General features: G+C 67.4%; 24 protein-coding genes and 3 tRNA genes. 15 read left to right on the forward strand and 12 right to left on the reverse strand.

All coding sequences use genetic code 11. The features are described from left to right. Positions 1 to 73: 73 nt before the first annotated feature. The 4 genes from ACIA58_RS09990 to ACIA58_RS10005 all read left to right on the forward strand — a co-directional run bounded on the left by ACIA58_RS09990 (position 74) and on the right by ACIA58_RS10005 (position 3,977). Positions 74 to 1,498, forward strand: a complete 1,425-nt coding sequence (locus tag ACIA58_RS09990; protein ID WP_396403206.1) for a DHA2 family efflux MFS transporter permease subunit — start codon at positions 74 to 76, stop codon at positions 1,496 to 1,498. Between the two features lie 40 nt (positions 1,499 to 1,538). Next, entirely contained in the window at positions 1,539 to 2,159 is a 621-nt protein-coding gene (locus ACIA58_RS09995) for a tyrosine-protein phosphatase (RefSeq protein WP_396403207.1), read from the forward strand. 78 nt (positions 2,160 to 2,237) lie between these two features. Continuing rightward, positions 2,238 to 3,314, forward strand: a complete 1,077-nt coding sequence (locus ACIA58_RS10000; RefSeq protein ID WP_396403208.1) for a serine hydrolase domain-containing protein — start codon at positions 2,238 to 2,240, stop codon at positions 3,312 to 3,314. Positions 3,315 to 3,488: 174 nt separating this feature from the next. Then, positions 3,489 to 3,977, forward strand: a complete 489-nt coding sequence (locus ACIA58_RS10005; protein WP_396403209.1) for a GNAT family N-acetyltransferase — start codon at positions 3,489 to 3,491, stop codon at positions 3,975 to 3,977. On the opposite strand, the gene ACIA58_RS10010 is transcribed toward ACIA58_RS10005, so the two are convergent. Both ACIA58_RS10010 and ACIA58_RS10015 read right to left on the reverse strand, forming a co-directional pair. Beyond that, entirely contained in the window at positions 3,912 to 5,141 is a 1,230-nt protein-coding gene (locus ACIA58_RS10010; protein WP_396403211.1) for a hypothetical protein, read from the reverse strand. The genes ACIA58_RS10005 and ACIA58_RS10010 overlap by 66 nt on opposite strands. Next, on the reverse strand, positions 5,138 to 6,268 hold the full coding sequence (locus tag ACIA58_RS10015; RefSeq protein WP_396403213.1) for a hypothetical protein: 1,131 nt from the start codon (positions 6,266 to 6,268) through the stop codon (positions 5,138 to 5,140). The genes ACIA58_RS10010 and ACIA58_RS10015 overlap by 4 nt, the downstream gene beginning before the upstream one ends. Positions 6,269 to 6,630: 362 nt before the next feature. Here ACIA58_RS10015 and ACIA58_RS10020 point away from each other — a divergent pair, with 362 nt between their 5' ends. Together ACIA58_RS10020 and ACIA58_RS10025 are read left to right on the forward strand one after the other, a co-directional pair. Further along, positions 6,631 to 7,371: an aminoglycoside phosphotransferase family protein gene (locus ACIA58_RS10020; protein ID WP_396403214.1), complete on the forward strand. Its 741-nt coding sequence runs from the start codon at positions 6,631 to 6,633 to the stop codon at positions 7,369 to 7,371. 233 nt (positions 7,372 to 7,604) lie between these two features. Beyond that, the gene (locus ACIA58_RS10025) at positions 7,605 to 7,856 is read left to right on the forward strand and encodes a hypothetical protein (RefSeq protein WP_396403215.1); all 252 of its coding nucleotides are present in this window, start codon (positions 7,605 to 7,607) and stop codon (positions 7,854 to 7,856) included. 317 nt (positions 7,857 to 8,173) lie between these two features. Here the strand turns inward: ACIA58_RS10025 and ACIA58_RS10030 are convergent, their stop codons facing one another. The 5 genes from ACIA58_RS10030 to ACIA58_RS10050 form a co-directional block, all read right to left on the reverse strand. Further along, positions 8,174 to 8,428: a hypothetical protein gene (locus tag ACIA58_RS10030; protein WP_396403216.1), complete on the reverse strand. Its 255-nt coding sequence runs from the start codon at positions 8,426 to 8,428 to the stop codon at positions 8,174 to 8,176. Between the two features lie 322 nt (positions 8,429 to 8,750). Beyond that, positions 8,751 to 8,826, reverse strand: a tRNA-Phe gene (locus tag ACIA58_RS10035). A 46-nt stretch (positions 8,827 to 8,872) separates the two neighbouring features. Continuing rightward, a tRNA-Asp gene (locus tag ACIA58_RS10040) sits at positions 8,873 to 8,949 on the reverse strand. Between the two features lie 59 nt (positions 8,950 to 9,008). Continuing rightward, positions 9,009 to 9,081 (reverse strand) — tRNA-Glu (locus ACIA58_RS10045). Positions 9,082 to 9,261: 180 nt separating this feature from the next. Beyond that, positions 9,262 to 10,446 (reverse strand): ImmA/IrrE family metallo-endopeptidase, encoded by a 1,185-nt coding sequence (locus ACIA58_RS10050; protein ID WP_396403217.1) that lies wholly within the window; start codon positions 10,444 to 10,446, stop codon positions 9,262 to 9,264. 119 nt (positions 10,447 to 10,565) lie between these two features. On the opposite strand from ACIA58_RS10050, the gene ACIA58_RS10055 reads away from it, so the two are divergent. Together ACIA58_RS10055 and ACIA58_RS10060 are read left to right on the forward strand one after the other, a co-directional pair. Next, entirely contained in the window at positions 10,566 to 11,486 is a 921-nt protein-coding gene (locus ACIA58_RS10055) for a hypothetical protein (RefSeq protein WP_396403218.1), read from the forward strand. 20 nt (positions 11,487 to 11,506) lie between these two features. After that, entirely contained in the window at positions 11,507 to 11,854 is a 348-nt protein-coding gene (locus tag ACIA58_RS10060) for a metallopeptidase family protein (RefSeq protein WP_396403337.1), read from the forward strand. On the opposite strand, the gene ACIA58_RS10065 is transcribed toward ACIA58_RS10060, so the two are convergent. Together ACIA58_RS10065 and ACIA58_RS10070 are read right to left on the reverse strand one after the other, a co-directional pair. Beyond that, positions 11,851 to 12,576 (reverse strand): polyprenol monophosphomannose synthase, encoded by a 726-nt coding sequence (locus tag ACIA58_RS10065; protein ID WP_396403219.1) that lies wholly within the window; start codon positions 12,574 to 12,576, stop codon positions 11,851 to 11,853. The two genes, ACIA58_RS10060 and ACIA58_RS10065, sit on opposite strands and share 4 nt — an antisense overlap. Positions 12,577 to 12,632: 56 nt before the next feature. Next, complete coding sequence (locus ACIA58_RS10070) at positions 12,633 to 12,983, reverse strand: STAS domain-containing protein (RefSeq protein WP_396403220.1); 351 nt, start codon at positions 12,981 to 12,983, stop codon at positions 12,633 to 12,635. A 232-nt stretch (positions 12,984 to 13,215) separates the two neighbouring features. Between ACIA58_RS10070 and ACIA58_RS10075 the strand changes: the two genes are divergently transcribed. Both ACIA58_RS10075 and ACIA58_RS10080 read left to right on the forward strand, forming a co-directional pair. After that, positions 13,216 to 13,959: an SDR family oxidoreductase gene (locus ACIA58_RS10075; RefSeq protein ID WP_396403221.1), complete on the forward strand. Its 744-nt coding sequence runs from the start codon at positions 13,216 to 13,218 to the stop codon at positions 13,957 to 13,959. Further along, positions 13,911 to 14,684: a DNA alkylation repair protein gene (locus ACIA58_RS10080; RefSeq protein ID WP_396403222.1), complete on the forward strand. Its 774-nt coding sequence runs from the start codon at positions 13,911 to 13,913 to the stop codon at positions 14,682 to 14,684. Before ACIA58_RS10075 ends, ACIA58_RS10080 begins: the two co-directional genes overlap by 49 nt. A gap of 15 nt (positions 14,685 to 14,699) precedes the next feature. Here ACIA58_RS10080 and ACIA58_RS10085 read toward each other — a convergent pair whose 3' ends face one another. After that, the gene (locus ACIA58_RS10085; RefSeq protein WP_396403223.1) at positions 14,700 to 16,202 is read right to left on the reverse strand and encodes an MFS transporter; all 1,503 of its coding nucleotides are present in this window, start codon (positions 16,200 to 16,202) and stop codon (positions 14,700 to 14,702) included. A 4-nt stretch (positions 16,203 to 16,206) separates the two neighbouring features. Then, positions 16,207 to 16,992, reverse strand: a complete 786-nt coding sequence (locus ACIA58_RS10090; RefSeq protein ID WP_396403224.1) for a hypothetical protein — start codon at positions 16,990 to 16,992, stop codon at positions 16,207 to 16,209. Between the two features lie 215 nt (positions 16,993 to 17,207). Here ACIA58_RS10090 and ACIA58_RS10095 point away from each other — a divergent pair, with 215 nt between their 5' ends. The 4 genes from ACIA58_RS10095 to ACIA58_RS10110 all read left to right on the forward strand — a co-directional run bounded on the left by ACIA58_RS10095 (position 17,208) and on the right by ACIA58_RS10110 (position 19,979). Continuing rightward, positions 17,208 to 18,023, forward strand: a complete 816-nt coding sequence (locus ACIA58_RS10095) for a DUF4397 domain-containing protein (RefSeq protein ID WP_396403225.1) — start codon at positions 17,208 to 17,210, stop codon at positions 18,021 to 18,023. Positions 18,024 to 18,094: 71 nt separating this feature from the next. Beyond that, positions 18,095 to 18,673, forward strand: coding sequence for a class F sortase (locus ACIA58_RS10100; protein ID WP_396403226.1), 579 nt, complete (start codon positions 18,095 to 18,097; stop codon positions 18,671 to 18,673). A gap of 17 nt (positions 18,674 to 18,690) precedes the next feature. Continuing rightward, the gene (locus ACIA58_RS10105; RefSeq protein ID WP_396403227.1) at positions 18,691 to 19,308 is read left to right on the forward strand and encodes an L-threonylcarbamoyladenylate synthase; all 618 of its coding nucleotides are present in this window, start codon (positions 18,691 to 18,693) and stop codon (positions 19,306 to 19,308) included. A gap of 23 nt (positions 19,309 to 19,331) precedes the next feature. Continuing rightward, entirely contained in the window at positions 19,332 to 19,979 is a 648-nt protein-coding gene (locus ACIA58_RS10110) for a nitroreductase family protein (protein ID WP_396403228.1), read from the forward strand. Here ACIA58_RS10110 and ACIA58_RS10115 read toward each other — a convergent pair whose 3' ends face one another. After that, positions 19,980 to 20,471 carry a DNA polymerase ligase N-terminal domain-containing protein gene (locus ACIA58_RS10115; protein ID WP_396403229.1) on the reverse strand — a complete coding sequence of 164 codons (492 nt, stop codon included), beginning with the start codon at positions 20,469 to 20,471 and terminating at the stop codon, positions 19,980 to 19,982. It abuts the gene before it with no gap. A 229-nt stretch (positions 20,472 to 20,700) separates the two neighbouring features. On the opposite strand from ACIA58_RS10115, the gene ACIA58_RS10120 reads away from it, so the two are divergent. Beyond that, positions 20,701 to 20,877, forward strand: a complete 177-nt coding sequence (locus tag ACIA58_RS10120) for a hypothetical protein (protein WP_396403230.1) — start codon at positions 20,701 to 20,703, stop codon at positions 20,875 to 20,877. The last annotated feature ends 3 nt before the right edge of the window (positions 20,878 to 20,880 follow it).

The raw sequence follows: 20,880 nt of genomic DNA on the forward strand, positions 1-20,880 counted from the left end.
AGACCTACTGTCTACTACGTAAGCTTACGGCGTATACATACAGCGTAGACTCTCAGCGAGTGAGGTAAGACAAATGCGACGCAGCCCTTGGGCCACCCTGGCGGTGCTGGCTCTCGCGCAGTTCATCGTGGTGCTCGACGTGACGATCGTGAACGTCGCGCTGCCCCACATCCAGGCGGATCTGCACTTCTCCGCCGACTCCCTGCAGTGGGTGATCAACGCCTACACATTGCTCTTCGGCGGCTTCCTGCTCCTCGGCGGGCGGATGGCCGACCTGCTCGGCCCGCGCCGGGTGTTCACCGCGGGTCTGGTGCTGTTCGGCGCGACCAGCCTTGTTGCCGGTCTGTCCAACTCACCCGAGTTCCTGATCGGCGCCCGTGCGGTCCAGGGCCTCGGCGGAGCCCTGTTGTCACCCGCGGCGCTGGCCATCCTGACCATGACGTTCGCCCACGGACGCGAACGCAACATCGCGATGGGCGTCTGGGGCGGGCTGGCCGGCCTCGGTGGCACGCTCGGCGTGGTCGCGGGCGGCGTGCTCGTCGACTCGCTCAGCTGGCAGTGGGTCTTCTTCGTGAACGTGCCGATCGTGATCGCACTGATCGCGCTCATCCCCGTGTTCGTCCCGGACATGCGGCACGCGACGGGTCGCCGTACGTTCGACACCCTCGGCGCACTGCTCGGCACGGCCGGGCTGATGTCGGTCGTGTACGGCGTGGTGCGGTCGGAGCCGGCCGGATGGGGATCGTTCGAGGTCGTCGGCGTACTGACTGCCGGTGTGCTGCTGCTCGCGGCGTTCGTGGTGGTGGAGTCGCGGTCTGCGGCTCCGCTGGTGCCGCTGCGGCTGTTCCGCTCCCGTGCGCTGAGTGTCTCGGGCGCATCGCTGGCACTGAACGGTGCTGGCTTCCTGTCTATGTTCTTCTTGACTGCCATCTACCTGCAGCAGGTGCGCGGCGACAGTGCACTCCAGGCCGGCGTGCACTTCCTGCCGATGGGTGGCGCAGCGATCGTCGGTGCGGTGCTGGCGTCCCAGCTGGTGCAGCGGTTCGGCACTCGGACCGTCCAGCTGGCCGGTGCGGTCCTCAGCGTCGCCGGACTGCTCCTTCTGTCGCAGGCCGACGCCACTGGTAGCTACAGCTCGCAGCTCCTGCCCGGTCTGATCATCTTCGGGTTCGGGATCATCGGGGTCGGCGTACCTGGTCAGATCAACGCGGTCTCCGAGGTTCGTCCCGTCGAGGCCGGTGCGGCGTCCGGTGTGGTCAACGCGATGTACCAGGTCGGCGGTGCGCTGGGTCTGGCGATCGTCACCACACTCTCCATCAGCCACACCACCAACGAGCTCACGCACGGCGCGACTCAGCTGCAGGCGCTGCAGTCGGGGTACGAGCGTGGTCTGTTGGCAGCTGCTGCCTTCGCCGTCGCCAATGTCCTGCTGACCCTGGCGACGCCGCAGCTGCAGCCGACCTCGGAACAGCTCGCCGAGGCGACCGCCGCCGCGTAAGTTGCTTGAGGCAACGTCCGGCCAGGCTACCGTGGTTGCCATGCAACCCTTGACCTGGCCGGACTGCCGTAATGTAAGGGATCTCGGGGGATTGCCGGCGACAGGCGGTGAGCTCCGGACGGGGCGACTGATCCGCAGCGACAATCTCGATCAGCTCGCCGCCGCTGGCCTGGCCGCCGTACACGCTGCCCGGATCAGCCGGTTCGTGGATCTGCGCAGCGCCTGGGAATGCGGGAAGTACCGATCCCCGTACGCCGACGATCCGCGGTTGGTGAATGTCCCGCTCTGGGATCCGGGCGACCCTGATGTGCCGGAGGAGCTTGGGCTGTTCGAGCAGTACCGAGTTCTCGTCGACGACTACGCCGAGCGGGTTGCGGCGGCGATTGTCGCGATCGCCGAGGCGCCCGCCGGGTGTGTGGTGGTGAGTTGTCACGCGGGCAAGGACCGGACCGGGGTCGTCGTTGCCCTGACGCTCGATCTGGTCGGGGTGCCTGGTGAATTGGTTGCCGCTGACTACGAAGCCTCCGGGGCGTCGGCGGACGTCATGGTCCGGTTGCTCGACCATGTGCGGACGCAGCACGGCGGAACGTCTGCGTACCTGCGGAATTCGGGGGCAACCACTGATCAACTGGATGGATTGATCGGGCGGCTCACGGGGTGATTCCCGGGGCGATCCCCGATGTTTGTGTTGCCCGTCGCCGGAAGGGTTGGAGGCTCGGACACACAAGAGGAGATCGGGATGCTCGTTCGGGGAATGGTTGCATTGGTGACGGCCGCGATGACGGCGGTGGTGCCGGCGGCGGCGTCGCCTGCTAAGGGCGGCGATTTGCAGAAGGGGCTCGACGGGGTCGCGTCGATCGGCGCGCTCGCCGAGGTACGCAACGGCGCGCAGGTCTGGCGCGGGAGCAGCGGTGTCGCTGAGTTGGGGACCTCGCGGAAGGTCCCGGTGGACGGGCGATTCCGGGCCGGGAGCATCACGAAGACGTTCGTCGCCACCGTCGTACTGCAATTGGTTGCCGAAGGCCGGATCCGGCTCGACGATTCGGTGGAGCATTGGCTGCCGGGCGTCGTACCGAACGGCGAGCACATCACCGTGCGCGAATTGCTCAACCACACCAGCGGTTTGTACGACTTCAAGAACACTCTGCCGATGCCGCCGAGCGAGGACTTCTACGCGCTGCGGTTCCGGACCTGGACGCCGACCGAGCAGATCGAGCGGGCGCTGGCGAATCCGCCGGTGTTCAAGAAGCCGGGTTCGCAGTACAACTACTCGAACACCAACTACCTGCTGGTCGGCGAGATCATCAAGAAGGTGACCGGCCGGACGTACGCCGACGAGATCGAGCGCCGGATCATCCGCCCGCTCGGACTGCACGGCACGACGCTGCCCGGTACGTCGACGCGCATCCCGGGGCCGCATCCGCATGGATACGTACCCAAGGACGGCGGGCAGCTCGACTGGACCGAGATGAGCCCGACCCTGTTCGGCGCGAGCGGCGACATCATCTCGACGACCCACGACCTCAACCGCTTCTTCGCCGCTCTGCTCGGCGGGGACCTACTCCCGGCCCGCCTGCTGCACGAGATGAAGCAGGCGGGAACCGAGGACGGCACGTACGGCCTCGGCCTGTCGTGGCACAACACGGTGTGCGATATCCCTGTCTACGGCAACGATGGTGATGCCCTCGCGTACCAGGCCTATTCCTTCTCCACCGCCGACACGCGCCGCCAGGCAACCATCGCCGTGACACCGCACCTGCCGACCAACCCCGACGACACCGTCAACGCCTTCCTCGACAAGGCCTTCTGCTCGTGACACGTTGACCCCGGCCTCCGGGCCGGGGTGAACACCTCCCGGATTCAGGCCGCCCGGAGCTTCTTAGGGACGTGCTGCGAATGTGAGATTGTCCGGCAATCGGTTTGGCGTTCGGGTGAAACGGCGACACTGGGATGGATGCGTTGCTGCCGTCGACCGAGGGGGTCCGGGACCTTGGAACTCGCCACGCTCGATGCCGACGACTGGCCACTAGCCCGCGAGGTCCGCCTCCGGGCCCTCAAGGATTCCCCCTCGGCCTACATCTCGGAGTACGAAGACGAGGTGTCCGTCGACGAATCCGCCTGGCGCGAGCGATTCACCCGAATGCGATGGGTCGTCGCCCGCGACGAGGCCCGGATCATCGGAATGGCAAGTTCGGTCCGGGTCGTGAGCCGGCCACCGTACGAGCGGCACATCGAGTCCGTGTGGGTCGATCCGCGACACCGCCGCACCGGAGTACTGCGAGCGATCCTCACCCACCTCGGCGCCGTCGAGCCAGACGTCTCCGAATGGCGCGTCTGGGTGCTGGACACCAACTGGATCGCGCAACAGGTCTACGACCGCCTCGGCTTCCGCCCCACCGGCGAACGCCAACCGCTATCCGACGGCTCCGGACGGCTCGAGATCCGCCTGCGCTTTGACGCGCCGCAACGGCCGGGCTGACACGCCGTACCCACACGAGGCCCACGTCTGCAGCCCGAGCTCGGCCAACGCATCACGGTCAGAGAGCTCGGACGTGTAGCGCCATAGCACCTGCTCCCACCGCAGCTCGTCCTCTTGCCATTTCTCGATGAAGTCGACGCAGAGGTCCGGGCTGATGCTCGCGGAACGCCTCTCTGCGGTCAGCAGCGATTCGTGCGCGTCCAGCATCTTGAGGTAGTCGACCGGGTTGGCCGACAGCTGGGCGCGAGACAGCGCCTGGATCGTTTCCTCGATCGTCGTCAGCCGGACATCGGTGAATTCACGCCAAAGACTTGCTTGGGTCGCGGCCGCCAACTGCTCTTTGAAGGTCCAATCGGGAGTGCTCTCGAAGAGCGCATACAAACCTTCTGCCAACAGATCGCCGAACTCTTCGCGATCCGCGCGTCCCGGATCCGCGAACGGCGCGTACTTCGCCTGCCGGACCTCTCCGATCCTTGGCAACGACCGCTCCGCCGCGTGCCGGGCGAAGAAGAACCAGTCCTCGTTGTAGACGTCCGCGAAGAACGACAACCCAGGGTGCTGGAGGTTGACCCCGAGAGCGGCGCCACTGACGAACACGTCCTGCTTGAACCCGGCCAGCCGCCGGGCGTGGCAGACCACCGAGTTGTCGGGGAAGTACCGGCTGACCATCGAGGCGACCGGGTACCGGTCGAGCGTCCCGGACAGGCGCTCGACATCCCAGGCATTGAACTGGCTGATGTCGTCGTCGACGAACAGGATCTTGTTCCACCCGCGCATCCGGCCGAGGAGCAGCCCGATGTTCCGCTTCGCGCTGAGATCGCTGGAGCGGCCGGCCGAGGCCATCCTGAACTCCGGACCGGAGGTGAGCGGCGCGTCGTACGGAAGCCTGTAGTTGTCAGGCACCTCGACGACGAGTGCTCTGGCGCCGAAAGTCCTTTCTACACGGCGCACAACTTGCCCGACCTGTGCCTGGCGACTGCACAGAACGACGAGCGGGACCGACAGCGTCGCGGACAGCGTGATGACGTCTTGCAGCGCCGATGCCGGGCGCGCGGCCGGGACCACGATCGCGTCCAGCCGGCTGCGTGCCGCCGGAGCCGCGGCGGCCGAGACATCGCGCAGCAGCGACTCGTGGGACGGGCCGTGCGTAAGCTGACGGCTCATTCGTCCTCCTCCTCGGGGGACCACTCGTACAGGCGGTTCTCCGGGATTTCCAGGTCAGGGGTAATGGCCTCACCGTTGATCACTGGCACTCGCAGGAGCAGACCGAAAATCCCGCCCGGGAACCTGTTGGCCAGATAGGCCTCGTTGCGTTCCCGGACGGCGTTGTCGGTGAGCGTGCGAACTGCGCCCAGGACACCGCGGCTGTAGACGCCATTGCAGATGGTGATGGTTCGGCTGTGGTTGAACGGATTGCGCAATCTGGCGAGCAGAGCGACGTCCTCGACGAGCTCACGCGGAGTCTCGCCCATCCAGGCATCCTGGGCCTGGAAGGCTTCGAGCTCCGCCTTCGATGGTGCATCCGGGTCGGCCTCTTTGAGCTCTTCCCACAGCGGCCGGTACTCGCGGCCGTCGCGCGACCGGAAGATCTCGCCGTCGGCAAGGTCTTCAACGGTCATCTGCCGGATCGGCAACTGGTCAAGCACTCGGAGCAGACGGCCGGTGACCTGGTTCCAGGCGACGCCGCCGAGCAGAATGAGGTGCCCGGACAGGTGGTCCGCGGTCACCTCGGAAGGAACTTGGTGGTGCGCGCGGAGCTCCGGGTTGGAGGCGCGCACGTGGCCCCACATCTCGATCAGTGCGTCGAGGTCCGCGTACCTGTACAACCGGGTGTAGTTCGGGTTGTCCTCTTCCGCGAGCGGGGAACGTCCGTCCACTGGAGCTTCCGGACAGATCAGTGTGATCGGCCCGGACTCGAAGTCGAAGGTGTACGACCCACCGACCGGTGATGAGGTCGCCTGCTGCCGAATACCGTCGCGCAGCCCGATCAGCTCCCGGTGGAGGGAGTTGAAGCGTTCCCGTTCCGCCGCGCTCAGGTCCTGCTCACGCGGCAGCGTCGTGCCTGCCGGTACGACGGCCTTCGTGAAGAGCAGCGCATACGAACGCAGCCGCTCTTCCGGCGGCAGTTTTGGATTGGTCTGTGACTCCCACGAGCTGATCGTCGCCACCGCGACGCGCGTGTCCGAGCTGAGCGCATGCGACAGATCCTTCTGGGTCAGTCGCTGCGACTCCCGGAGCTCCCGAAGCCTCCTGGCGAGTCGTACGGCCTCTGGTGAGGGGGCCACTGTCACTCCCGAAATCTGGTCAGCCAACGACGGGTGCCACGGATCCGGCTGATCCTATACCCGCTCTACTCGACTCCACTGACTACATCTGAACTTCGGACCGAAGATCATTCGGATCCCCCGCACGCTCAGATTCGTCGACTCCCTGCGTTTCCCCGATCACGGTCCGCGCACAGCCAGCCGCAGTACACCATCGCTCTACCGTAGTACCGAACTCGACCTGAATCCAACTGAACTCGAACAATAGACCGAGATCCGCCAGATTTCTCACTCGCGGACACCGCTCGGGCAACGGAACGTCACGACGCGGCGGTGCAGACCCGATAACCCGGTGACGGGCGGTGGTCATCCCCTCGATACTGGCCGACGTGGATGAGGTCGAGGTCGTTGTGGCCCATAGCGAGCGTGCGACTCTGCGCGTCGGTGACGTGTTCCTGAAGATCGATGCTGATCAGACGAACATCGACGTCGAGGTCGAGGCGATGGCTCTCGCGCCTGTCCCGACCCCGGAAGTCCTGTGGCGCAAGCCGCCCGTCCTCGCGATCGCCGCCGTCCCTGGCACTGCACTCGGCGTCCTCGGTAAGCCGTCACCCGCATCGCCAGCGGCCTGGGCCGCGGCAGGTGAAGCCATCCGTACGCTGCACGATGCACCGCTGCCACCCTGGCAAGGCCCGAACCTCGACGAGATCACCTCGAAGCTCGACGCCGAATGCGACTGGCTCATCAAGAGCGGCACCCTGCCCGCCGACCTGGTCACCCGCAACCGCGAGGTAGCCGAAGCTGCCCTCCGCCCGTGGATCCCGGTCTTCGCCCATGGCGATCTCCAGATCACCCACATCTTCGTGGACGACGACGACAAGGTCACCGGCATCATCGACTGGTCCGAGGCAAGCCGCCGCGACCCTCTCTACGACCTAGCCATCCTGACCCTCGGCCACGAGGAATGCCTCCCCGACCTCCTCGCCGGCTACGCCACCGACGTAGACGTAGACATCATCCAAGGCTGGTGGTCCCTAAGAAGCCTCCAAGCCTCCCGCTGGCTAGTCCAACACGGCTTCGACCCCAATTCCCCAGGCTGCGAATTCGACGTCCTAAGAGCTCGCATGTGAGTTCGCCGGCCCACCAGGACCGTCGCTGCGAGCAGCCCAGGCTGGCATGGGACGCTGCCTGCCATGGAACCGTCGACCTGGCGACAAACACTGCAAGCTAGCGGCGACCTGGATCTACAGTCACCTGCGGCAGCTGGCGAGATCGCGGCAACAGAGCTCCGTCTCGGCGTCAAGCTCCCAGCCGACCGCGCCGCCTATATGAGGCAACCGATGGCGTCTTTCACAAGCAGGGTATGTGGTTCGTAATGTGGCGCCTCAAAGACGTCGCGGTCAGAAACGTCGAAGCCTGGAACGGTTGGGAATCGCAGACTCGCCGGACATTCCTTACCTTCGGCGACGACGGCACCGGAGCCCCCTTCTGCATTGCCCTCAACGGCGAACCGACCATCGTCACCTGGTCCCCGATCGAGCAGCAAGCACAACCCCTCGCACCCACCCTCCACGAATTCTGGCTGAGATGGTTGGCGGACAAGATCACAACCTGACAGACGACAAGCCAAGACCCACCCCGAACCCTGCGACCCACGCAAACGCCCTGCGATAGAGACCATCGGCGTCCGATCTCGAATCAGACGCAACCATGTCGTCGTACTGCGGTCGTGGCCGGGCACCGGACGTTGCTGGACTTGTCGCTGGGCCGTGGGAGACCGCAGGTCGGAAGGTGATCAGGGGCGGTCTCGAACCGTCGACCTTCTGCGTTCAGTTCACAGCACCCCATGGCACCAGGCGGCCGCCGTCTTGGACGATAGCTTGCCGCTTGAGGGCGGCGCAGGTACGACGATCCTTCAGGGACCCGCGAGTGCTACGGGAACAAGAGGATGAGGACGACAGCCGCGAAGAGGCCGACGACGAAGTACGGAATGCCGGCACGCCAGAAGGCCTTGCTGTTGCCGGACTCCCGGGCGCCTCTGATCAGGTAGTAGACGCAGCCGGCGGCGACGAACATGCAGAGCGTGCCGACGGCAGACCGCTTCCAGGCCCAGGTGACCGCGGCGAGGATGATCGCGGCGACGACGCTCTCGACGATGCGGCTCGTTGAGTTCTGCTGATCGGCCACGCTGCCCCTCCCGAACCCCAGGCCGACACAACAATGCTAGTCCGGGGATCAGCTCCCGTCGCTGGCTGGGGAGTTGCGCTTGACGATCGATGTGCACGCCTCCCAAGTGGACAAGCGGAAGGCGTTCGAACCGCTCTCGGAGTTGATTGCTGGACAGCTGTTGCGGTCACCGTTGCGGTCATCGCCGGCGGTTGATGCGCGACAGACGCGCGCGGGGAGCGATAAGCCCGCAGACGTGAGCGATAGCTCGCAGGTTTGCCAGCGCTAAGCCGGAGGGGGCGTGGGAAAGAAAATCCCTCCCCGGCTGAAGCGGAGAGGGTGGTGGTGGTCAGGGGCGGTCTCGAACCGCCGACCTTCCGCTTTTCAGGCGGACGCTCTACCAGCTGAGCTACCTGACCGGGGAGAAACGGCGGCGGCGGTGTTGTGGACACCGCCGCCTTCTCCTGGCGACCCAGACGGGACTCGAACCCGCGACCTCCGCCGTGACAGGGCGGCACGCTAACCAACTGCGCCACTGGGCCAAATGACTCGACGATCGTACAGCATCTTCGAGGTACTTCTTGCACCGGCCTTTCGGCCGTATCCCCAACGGGATTCGAACCCGCGTTACCGCCTTGAAAGGGCAGCGTCCTAGGCCACTAGACGATGGGGACTCGGACCCGCGGGAGCCGAAGCTCCAGGGACAGCCGTAAGCATAGAGGAGTTGGGCCGCCTGTCCAAAACGAGTTCCGGACGGGTGCCGGACGCGACGGGAACGGGGGCGCCGTACGCCGGAAAGGCCGGCGTACGGCGCCCTGGGCCGGGGCAGGGGACCGGCCCGGAAGCGCCTGACGTCAGGTGGTTGCGTCAGGCGCGATGAGCTGCGGGTACTGCGCGGTGAAGAAGTCGTTGAACGTCCGCGACGGCAGGATGTGCCCGCGCGGCCGGAGTGCGGCGGCCAGTCCGGCAGCCCACAAAGCCGAGCGCATCCGCTGGTTCGGTGTGCCGTGGTGGCCGGCGGCGGTGAAGCCGCAGTCGCCCAGCTGGTAGAACATCTGGCCGAAGTCGTGCACCCGCTTCCAGTTCATCGACTCGCCACGCGCGTGGGTGAGGAAGTAGGCGCTGAACGCGTCCGCCTCCAGCTCGGCCCACCGCGACGCCTCGGGTGCCGGCAGCTCGGGCCGCATGAGCCCGTCGGAGAACTGCACCTGGTGGCCGAACTCGTGCGCCAGGATCGCCGACGGCGCCACATCGGACAGTCCCACCAGGGCGAACCCGTCCAGTACGCCGTCGCCGTACGCGATCCGCCGGTGCGACGTCCCGTACCCCGGAACGTCCTCGCCGCCGGGCGCCGCGAAGGCGTTGAACGAGAAGATCGGCAGGTCACCCCAGCCGAGCACGGGGCTACGGAGCTCTCGCGCGATCAGGTCGGCGGAGAACCGCGACTGCGCCGGGTTCGCGCCGTACAGCACGGTGAAGACGCGGTAGTCGCGCTCGGCGTCGAGCATGATCCGCCCGTGCGCCGGCACCAGTTCGACATTGCGCGACGGGATGTCCCAGAACCCCTTCAGGTCCTTGAACGTCTTGTTCACCGTGTGAGTGAACTCACCTCGCGCGCCAAAGGTGAACGGACCCTGCTGCGGGAAGTACAGCGCATCCATCAACGGGACGTCGTAGATCACGATCGTCAGCAGGGCGGTCAGCTGGTCCGTCGTCATCGAGGCCACGTCCGGCAGGATCGCGCTGAGCACCGGGGGCGTCGCGTCGGAGCACTCGTACTGCGTGGGGTCGATCGCGTTCAGCACCGCGTCGCGGACCGGGTTGTCGGGGAGCCCGAGCCGCTCCCGGACAGCGTCGGCCTGCGCGCGCATCTCCGGCAGGTGGTCGATGACCTGCTGCGCCTCGACAGACACCGGTCCACCGGCCGCGGCCCGAGCGGCAACCGGTGCGGCGACATCGACCGCGGAGGCCGGTGCGGTCAGCAGGCCGAGCGACAGGCCCAGACCGGCGACGGCCGACCAGACAATGCTCTTCCTCATACAAACTCCTAGGGACGGGGGAGGCCTCAGTATCAGCAGCCCCGGAAGCCCGCTACGAGCGCTCGACGCTGTCAGAATCCGGCATGGCGGGAATCTGTCGCCCGGTGGTACACAGGGGCATGGAACCGCTGCGGGCGTTGGGCTTGTCGGCCGAGGCGGAGACGGCGTACGTCGACCTCCTGCACGACAAGCCGGTGGACGACGAGGCGGCCGTCGACGAGCTGCTGACGCTCGGCCTGGTCGAGCGGTCCGAGGGCGAGCTCGTGATCCGCCCGCCACGACGGGCGATGGACGCGCTCGCCGAGCGGCACACCAGGCAGGCAGAGCTCGCGCGCGACAGCGCTGAGCTGCTCAACGAGCTCTGGAAGGCCGCCGCGGGCAGGCAGGACTACCTGGAGGTCCTCCCGACGTACGCCGCTTCCCAAGCGGTCCTGAACAGCGTCCAGGCCGACGCGCACGAGCAGGTCCGCGCGATGACGATGGGCAACCTCGCCGCCCGCGAACTGCGGATCGTCGAGGGCATGTTCGAGGCGCTCGAGCGCGGCGTCCGGTACGACGTCATCTACGGCGCGCACGTCCTGCAGGACGCCAATGCGCTGCACCTGGTCCAGTCCTGTATCGAGGCCGGTGAGCAGGCCCGGGTGTTCCCGCACGTGCCGCTCAACATCACGATCGTCGACGACCGCTGGGCCCTCGTCGGGGCCAGGGCGGAGGGGCAGAAAGGCCCGGGGTTCGTCGCTCTGGTGGTGCACGACTCCCCGCTGCTCAGCGGGTTCGCGCGGATCTTCGAGGCGCTGTGGCGGATCGCCGTACCGATCACGAACACGACCGAGCTGAACGACGTGACCGCCGGACCGAGCCTGGACGCGAAGCGGCTGCTGACGTACCTGAGCGCCGGGCTGACCGACGAGTCGATCGCGCGGGAGTTCGGGGTCAGCGAGCGGACGATCGCCCGCCGGATCGGTCGGCTGCAGGAGGCGCTGGGCGCACAGACCAGGTTCCAGCTCGGCGTGCAGGCGTCCCGTCAGGGCTGGCTGTAGGTCACTACGCTGGAACCGTGATGGAGATGAGCCGGGCGAACTTCGAGGCGCTGGTCTCGCAGGCGCTGGACGAGATACCCGAGGAGCTCGCGGCGTTCATCGAGAACGTGGCGGTGTTCGTCGAGGACGATCCACCGCCCGGCGGTCCGGAGCTGCTCGGGATCTACGAGGGCATCCCGCTGACCGAGCGCGGGCACGAGTACGGCGGCGTACTGCCGGACCGGATCACGATCTACCGGAACCCGACGCTGGCGATCTGCGAAACCTTCGGTGACGTTCTCGACGAGGTGAACGTCACAGTGGTGCACGAGATCGCCCACCACTTCGGCATCGACGACGCCCGTCTCCACCAGCTGGGATACGGCTAACGCTTGAAGAGCAGCTTCCACGGCATCAGGGCCGACTCGAGCTGCACCTTCAGCGACATCTTCGAGACGCCTTCGGTGCGCTCCTCGAAGCGGATCGGCGTCTCGGCGATCTTCAGGCCGCGCTTGACCGTCCGGTAGTTCATCTCGACCTGGAACGAGTACCCGTTGCTCGCGATCGACGCGACGTCGATCCAGCGCAGGGTGTCCGCCTTCCACGCCTTGAAGCCGGCCGTGGCGTCCTTCACGTGCAGCCGCAGGATCGCGTTCACGTAGAAGTTCGCCCAGGCGGACAGCGCCCGCCGGTGCCAGCCCCACTCGGCCGCCGCGGAGCCGCCCGGGACGTACCGCGACCCGATCACCACGGCCGCGTCCGTGGTCCGCAGCATCTCGACCATTGTCGGGACGACGGATGCCGGATGGGACAGGTCGGCGTCCATCTGGATGACGATGTCGGCACCCTCGTCGAGCGCACGGGTGATCCCGGCGACGTACGCGCGGCCCAGGCCGTCCTTGACGGTCCGGTGCAGTACGCCGACCTGCTCCGGCGATTCCTTCGCCAGCTCGTCGGCGATATCGCCCGTGCCGTCGGGGGAGTTGTCGTCGACAACGAGAAGCTCCAGGCCGGGCAGGTTCAGGTCGGACAGCAGTCCGGCCAGCACGGGCAGGTTCTCCCGCTCGTTGTAGGTCGGCACCACGACCACGATCTTGGCTAGCTCACCCATGACTTTCCTTTGTCGGAGACACCGAAAGCTACCGTATCCGCCGACCAAGCCTGATCTCAGAGTTCGGAGAGGGCCTCTGCGACCGTGCTGTAGATGCGGAACTGGCCGCCGAGACCGGTGATGCTGAGCGGGCGGTCCACCGGGCGGCCGACGCCGACCAGGGCCAGCGTGATGTCGTGCTCACCGGCCAGGTTGCGCGCCTCGACAAGGTTGCCGAGGCCGGCCGAACTGCAGAAGGTGACCGCGGACAGCTCGATCAGCACGAGCCGGGTCGGCGGCGCGACCGCGGCACGGATCGACTCGGCGGCGAAGTCGCTGGTGGCGATGTCGATCTCACCGGACATCCGGACCAGCAGTACGCCCGGCTCCAACTCTTCGGTGACAGCCTCGAAGGTGGTGCGAATCATCTCCCCGTCCCGCGGGTCTGGGTGGCTTGTCACGCGGGTATCTCCCCCGGGGTAGCGCCACGAACGCGGGTCCTGGCGGATATGGGACTGCCCTTCGTCCTCACCGTATGCCCCAACCCGCAAGCGTCACAACGGGTCTGGCGATGATCGACCCCGGAGCGTGACCTCACGGCTGTAAGCGCTGTCAGAGTAAAGCAAACGTCAGACCCAGGGCGGTGATAGACAAGGCGGTATGGGCATTCTCGACGGCAAGGCGGCACTGGTCACGGGCGGTTCGCGGGGCATCGGGGCGGCGATCGTCCGGCGGCTGGCGGCGGACGGCGCCGTGGTCACCTTCACCTACGCGAGCAGTGCGGACGCGGCGGAGAAGGTCGTCGCCGAGGTCGAAGCCGCGGGTGGCGAGGCCATCGCCGTACTAGCCGATCAGTCGGACCTGTCCGCGATCGACGGACTGTTCGACCGCGCGGCCGAGCCGACCGGGACGCTGGACATCTTCGTCTGCAACGCGGCCCAGGCGATGGTGAAGCGGATCGACGACGTCACGGTCGACGACTACGACCAACTGTTCGCGACCAACGTCAAAGGACCGTACTTCGCCATCCAGCGCGCCGGCCGGGTCCTGCCCGACGGCGGCCGGATCGTCGCGCTGTCCACCCTGAACACCGTCATGCCCGGTCCCGGCATCTCGCTGTACGCCGCGAGCAAAGCGGCTCTCGAGCAGTTCGTGAAGATCGCCGCCCGCGAGTACGGACCGCGCGCGATCACCGTCAACACGGTGTCCCCGGGCGCGACCGACACCGACATGTTCCACGACCACAACCCGCCGCAGGTCGAGGACGCGCTGGTCAGCATCACCGCGCTGGGCCGGATGGGTGAGCCCGCCGAGGTCGCCGACGTGGTCGCGTTCCTGGCCGGCCCGGACGCCCGGTGGATGACCGGTCAGAACCTTCGCGCGACCGGAGGGATGCTGGTCTGATCACCAGGGATCTGCTCGAGGCGATCGACGCCGCAGCCGACCCGGCCGTGGCGCAGGTGCTGGCGCGCTACTTCCAGCTCCAGCCCGGCGGGTACGGTCACGGCGACCAGATGGTCGGCGTGAAGCTGTCGACGATCCGCGGCATCCTCAAGCCGTACCTGCGGGCCGGCCTGCCGCTGAACGAGCTCGAGCAGGCCCTGACCAGTCCGGTCCACGAGCACCGCCTGGCGATCCTTTGCCTGCTGGCCGATCGCGCGTCCCGAGCCCTCAAGCCGCGTACGGCGGACCCGGCCGAACTCAGCGCGATCCACGATCTGTACCTGCGCAGTACGGCGTACATCAACAACTGGGATCTGGTCGACTGCAGCGCTCCGCAGATCGTCGGCGGCTACCTGCTCGACAAGCCCCGGGACGAGCTCTACACACTGATCCATTCCGGCCTGCTGTGGGAACGCCGGATCGCTCTGGTGGCCACGCAGTTCCTCATCGGCCAGGGCCAGATCGATGACACCTTCCGGCTGGCCGCCGAGGTCCTGGACGACCGGGAAGACCTGATCCACAAGGCGTCCGGCTGGATGCTGCGTGAGGCCGGCAAGCGGGTCTCCGAGGCCGAGCTCCGCGACTTCCTCGACGAGCACGCGACCCGGATGCCGCGCACGATGCTCCGCTACGCGATCGAGCGCCTCGACCAGGTCAGCCGCAAGCATTACCTCGCGCTGCGCTAGGCAAAAGTCGACAAATCAGCTCGGACGCGGGAGGTCGGCGTGCGCGTCGGCGAGGGGCGGCGCCTCGAGTGCGCAATGCCGGTGGTGGTGATGCTCGGCCGGGAGGACATGGTGCGACGGCTTCCCGGAGCGATCGCCCAGGGTCACCCAGGCGATCAGGCCGCCGGCCGCCGCGAGGATCGCCGAGATCCACAGGGCCTTGCCGAATCCGTTGTGGAAGGCAACGGGATCGCGGTAGGCGTTGCCGGTGATGCCGGCCGCCACCGGGATCGCGGCGACCGCCATCAGCTGTGCGGACCGGGCGACCGCGTTGTTCACCCCGGAGGCGATCCCCGCGTGGTGGTCCGCGACCGATGACATGACGGTGGCGGTCAGCGGTGCGACGGTCGAGACCAGACCGAGCCCGAGCACGACGACGGCCGGCAGTACGGCGCTGACGTAGCTGGACTCGTCGTCGATCCGCAGCATCAGCAGGAACCCGCAGGCCATCAGCACCGGTCCGACTGTCATCGGGATCCGGGCGCCGATCCGGTCCGACAGACCACCGGCGTACCCGGACAGGAAGAACATCAGCAGGGTCATGGGCAACAGCGAGGCGCCGGCCCACAACGCGGAGTAGTGCAGCGCGGTCTGCAGGTAGACCACGAGGAGGAATGTCGCCGTACCGAGCCCGCCGTACACGACGACGGTGACCAGGTTCGCGCCGGTGAAGCGCCGGTTGGCGAAAATGCTCAGCGGCAGCATCGGGTGCGAGCTGCGGCGCTCGACCTCGATGAACCCCGCGAAGGCCAGTACGCCGATCGCCAGACTGGTCAGCACGACCGGATCGCCGAACCCGCGGTCCCCTGCACTGATCAGGCCGTACGTCAGGCCGGCCAGGCCGACGGTGGCCAGGATCGCGCCGTTGACGTCGAGCTTGCCGCCCGCGCTCTCGTCGCGGCTCTCAGGCACATGCCGGAGCGTGACCAGGACGGTGACGACGGCGATCGGAACGTTGATCACGAAGATCAGCTGCCAGTAACCGCTGTCGACCAGGGTGCCGCCGACGAACGGGCCGACGGCCGCCGCGACCGAGGTGAGGCCGGACCAGGTGCCGACCGCCTTGCCGCGGTCGGAGTGCTGGAACGAGGTCTGCAGGATCGCCAGGCTGCCCGGTGTCAGCAGCGCACCGCCGATGCCCTGCAGGACCCGGCCGGCGATCATCACCTCGAGGGTCGGCGCGATCGCGCACACCACCGAGGCGACGGCGAACCAGATCACCCCGACGACGAACGTCCGGCGTCGCCCCAGCCGGTCGCCGATCGAACCGCTGAGCAGCACCAGCGAGGCGAGCATGAGCATGTAGCCGTTGACGATCCACTGCAGGCCGGCGACATCCGCGTTCAGGTCCTCACCCATCGCCGGCAGCGCGACGTTCACGACCGTTCCGTCCAGGAACGCCATCCCCGACCCGAGAGCCGTCGCCGCCAGCACCCACCGGCCCCGGGCCGTGCCCAGAGCGATCCGCTCGTCCGTCATGTAGTCAGCGTGGCAGATCCAGTTGGAGGACGACGAGGGCCTTGCTTGCCGGGATGCCGGGCTGGATGCCGAGGATGGGCGGATCGCCGACCGCGCAACGGGTCTCGGTCAGTAGCGGGCAGATCGCGTTCAGCAGACCGCTCGTCACGGTGACGTCGGTCGGCAGGGTCCCTTCGGCACCGGCGGTCAGCGGCCGGATCGCCGAGCCGGCCCGGGTCGAGGTCGAGGGAGTGGCGAGCACGGTCGATCCGGTCAGCTTGTACGTCAGCTGGATCCTGGTGGCCGAAACGGTCAGCGGCAGGTCGCCGGCGGCAGTGACGGTGGTGTTCTGGATCGGCACGGTCTGGTCGTCGGCGACCACCTTCAGGTCGGTGACCCGGGGCGTTGTCCGGGACATCATGCCCGGGAGATGGTCGCCGGATGTCGGCAGTTGCAGGGGCAGGATGTCGGTGGCCGCCGGCAACATCACGTTCTCGGTCATGTTGAACGATCCGTCCCGCTGGGGCACGGCGATCAACTGGATGCCGGGCTTGGTCTCGCCCGGACCGGGCGAGGTCTGCGCGGTCTGCGTGGCCGCCGGGGTGCTCACCGGCGCTCGTGTGCTGTTCAGTCCCGGACTCGGGGCGACCGGCAGCGCGGCGTTGCCGGAACAGGCGACGGTCGCGCTGTATCCCAGCACCAGCGCGACCGCCGCCAGAAATCGCACGCCCGCGCGCCGGGGCTCCTCCACCCCCGATGTGGTGTCGGGGAGGAACCGGGTACGGCGCTCGGGCGAGTCAGTTTCTGACACAGTCCACCGCCCCCCAATACGGACCTGGCCGTTTCCCCTGGCGGACAGATCGGACTTGCGCATACGATACGCCCGAATTCGTGGGGTAGGGAAATAGCTGCGTTATTTTCCGGCGAACATCGGAGGGGGAGAAAATGCGGGAACGGAGCGTGTCCGGACAATTCCGGGCGGTATACCTGAGCATTTCGAGAATTCGCGGTCCGGTAATTCGCAGGGTGTTGTCGCTGCTGCTCGCCGTGACCGTCGCGGCCGCGCCGGCAGTACTGACGGCACCGGCCGAGGCAGCCGCGGGAGCCAACCTGTACTTCGTCCAGGGCTTGCCCGGGCGCAGTCTGGACATCAGCATCGACGGCCACCAGGTCGCCGCAGGAGTGGCCGGCGGCAAACTCGTCGGACCCTTCGGCGTTGCTTCCGGCAAGCGGATGATCACTGCCAGGCAAGGCGGGAAGGTGGTGATCCAGCGCGAGGTGTCGGCCGGCTCCGGCGCCAGCCTGGATGTCGTCATCCACCAACCGGTGTCGCCGACGGGTGCGCCGCTGATCACGACGTACGCGAACAAGTTGACGGCGGTACCGACGGACAAGGCCGGGTTGCGGGTCGCGCACGACGCGGCCGTCGGGCCGGCCGACATTCTGGTCAACGGAAAGGTGCTATTCCGTAACGTGGCGAACGGGGAATCACTCGACGTGGTCGTTCCGGCCGCCACCTACAAGGTCTCGATCGTGCCCACCGGCGCGACGTCACCGGTCGTTCTCGGTCCGTTGGATCTGCCGGTGAAGGCCGGTTACCTGACCCGGGTGTTCGCGATCGGCGCGCCGAGCCAGAAGACGATGACGGTCGCGCTCGGCACGATCAAGGTGCCGGCCACCGGGTCGGCGAAGCCGGGTGTGGTGAACACCGGTACAGGTGGACAGGTGGCAGGGCTCGACCAGGCGCAGAGCCCCGCCGGCCAGTCCGGACTGTGGGTCGTGGTGTTCCTGGCCGCTCTCGGTGTCGCGGTAGTCACGGCCCGGAAGGTGGTCCGCCGCTGAGACGGGGCCTGCTCGGTACGGCGCTGTGCTGTCTCGCCCTGGCGGGTTGTTCCGCCGGGGCGGACGGCGCGGTGCCTTCGCCGACGCCCACGTTCGGCTTCACGTTCTCCGGTACGCCGTCCGTGGCGCCCACCCCGACGGTGGCGATGTCCGCGCCGCCGGGGCGGATCGGCACGCCGGCTCCGAGTCAACGGATCCGCTTCGTCCCGCAGCAGGTCGTGCTGCCGGACGGCAAGGACGCACCGGTGCTTGCGGCAACTACCGTCAACGGGCAGCTCCAGGTGCCGGCCAAACCGCAGCGGGTCGGCTGGTGGGACGGCGGCGCCGAGGCCGGTGATCCGTTCGGTGCGGTGGTGCTGGCCGGTCACGTCGACTCGAAGAACGACGGGATAGGTTTCTTCGCCCGTCTACTCGATGTGCGGCCGGGCGAGACCGTTGTGCTCAACGGATCCGGCCACACGGCGTCGTACCGGGTGGTGTCCGTCGCGTCGGTACGCAAGGATGCGCTCGCGACCAAGAGCGGTGCGTTCGACCAGGCTGTCGATCACCGGCTGATCCTCATCACCTGCACGGGTGCGTACAACGCATCGCGCGGCGGCTACGAGGACAACCTGGTGGTCACCGCGACGCCGATCGGGCTGGCCAAATAGGGCTAAGCTGCCCGGTCATGGCCAGGTATTTCGACATCCATCCCGAGAACCCCCAGCGGCGGTCGATCGGGCAGGTGGTGGACCTGCTCCGCGAGGACGGCCTGATCGCGTACCCGACCGACTCCTGCTACGCGCTCGGTTGCCAACTGGGGAACAGGGACGGGATCGATCGGATCCGGACCATCCGGCAATTGGACGACCGGCACCACTTCACGCTGGTCTGCGAGAACTTCGCGCAGCTCGGGCAGTTCGTGCACATCAGCAACGCGGTCTTCCGCTCGATCAAGGCGGCCACGCCTGGCAGTTACACGTTCATCCTGCCGGCCACCAAAGAGGTCCCGCGCCGGCTGCTGCACCCGAAGAAGAAGACCGTCGGTGTGCGGATCCCGGACCACGTGGTCACCCAGGCGCTGGTCGCGGAGCTCGGCGAGCCGCTGGTCTCCAGCACCCTGCTGCTTCCCGGCCACGAGGAGCCGATGACGCAGGGCTGGGAGATCAAGGAAGAGCTCGACAACCAGATCGACGCCGTCATCGAGGGCGAGGCCGGCGTCGAGCCGACCACGGTCGTGGACTTCTCCGAGGACGCCCCGGAGCTCGTCCGGGTGGGCGCGGGAGACCCGACCCCGTTCGAGTGAGGCCTTAGGACACACTGTTCGGCGTGACCTTCACCCTGGATCTGAACCCCGACGAGCTGCTGACGACCACTCGGACGGTCCGCAAGCGCCTCGACCTCGAGCGACCGGTGCCGATGGAGCTGATCCGGGAGTGCATCGAGATCGCTCTGCAGGCCCCGTCGGGGAGCAATCGGCAGACGTGGCACTGGCTGGTGATCACGGACGCCGACAAGCGCGCAGCCATCGGTGAGTACTACCGGCGGTCCGTCGAGCAGTACCTGGCCGGTCCGGGCGCGGCGGGCAAGCTGCATGCCGACGACCCCGAGCGCGGTCCGGTCCAGCGCCGCGTCGGTGACAGCGTGGCCTACCTGGGCGAGCGGATGGGGCAGGTCCCCGTGCTGGTGATCCCCTGCCTCAAGGTCCACTCACTGCCCGCCGGGAATCAGGCCGGTCTGTGGGGCTCGATCCTGCCGTCGGCGTGGAGCTATATGCTCGCCGCCCGGGCCCGTGCCCTCGGTACGGCGTGGACGACGCTGCACCTCAGCTACGAGCAGGAGGTGTCGGAGCTGCTCGGCCTACCGGAGGACATCCGCCAGACGGTCCTGATCCCGACCGCGTACACGATCGGCACCGACTTCAAGCCGGCCGCGCGGCAGCCGCTCGACGAAGTTCTCCACGTCGACAGCTGGTGATCAGGAGGCGGCCATCTCCTCGATGGTCAGGCCGCTCAGCACCGAGCGCGGCTCGGTGACGGTCAGGTCCAGGCCGGGGTCGGCGTCCGCGTCCTTCACCTTGACCAGCAGCCAGTCCGCACCGGTCCGGGTGAAGGCCCAGGCGCCGTTGAGCTTCACGCCGTGCAGTTGCACCTTCAAGTGCCCGCGCTCGATCGCCTCCGCCGGATCCACGAGCCGGCGCCGGTCGTCGCGGGTCAGGTTCGTGTAGACGCCGGCGTCCCAGACGATCACCGCGCCGCTGCCGTACTGCGCGTCGCGGTGCACGCCCTCGTACGACGCGTACTCCAGATCGTGGTCCGTGGTGAACACCGCGAGCCGCTTCACGATCGGGTCCAGCGACGGCCCCCGCGGCACCGCCCACGACTTCAGCACCCCGTCCACCTCGAGCCGTACGTCGTAGTGCAGCCGGCGCGCGTCGTGCAGTTGCACGACGAAGATCGGCCTGGTCATGGGGCCTCCCGTCCTGGACCGAGGAGCGGAGCGACGAGGGAAGGACGGGAGTCACAGCCCCATGACCCACCGCGCCGGAGGCGCGGCATCAGTACCGTCATGGGGCTCCTGGAAGTTTTTGAACTACAACTAACGGTCTGTGATGTAGCGGTTGTAGGCTTGCGTCTGGTTGGGAGACCAGCCCCCACAACCTTCCCATCACATCCGCCCCTGTCCAGAAGCAGGTGCCATGCCCGTAGCCCCCTCACCGGCGCGGCCGATCGCCGTCCAGGTCCTCATCGGCGGACGCTGGATCGCAGGCCAGGAGCTGGGTCGACGGATCGGGACGGCCGGGACTGACGAGGTTCTCGTCAGCCACCACGGCCATCTCGTCTGGGTCGACCAGCGCTCGGTCCGCGAGTCCTGAAAG

The sequence above is a fragment of the Kribbella sp. NPDC051586 genome (assembly GCF_044453965.1).
In the GTDB taxonomy this organism is placed as follows: domain Bacteria; phylum Actinomycetota; class Actinomycetes; order Propionibacteriales; family Kribbellaceae; genus Kribbella.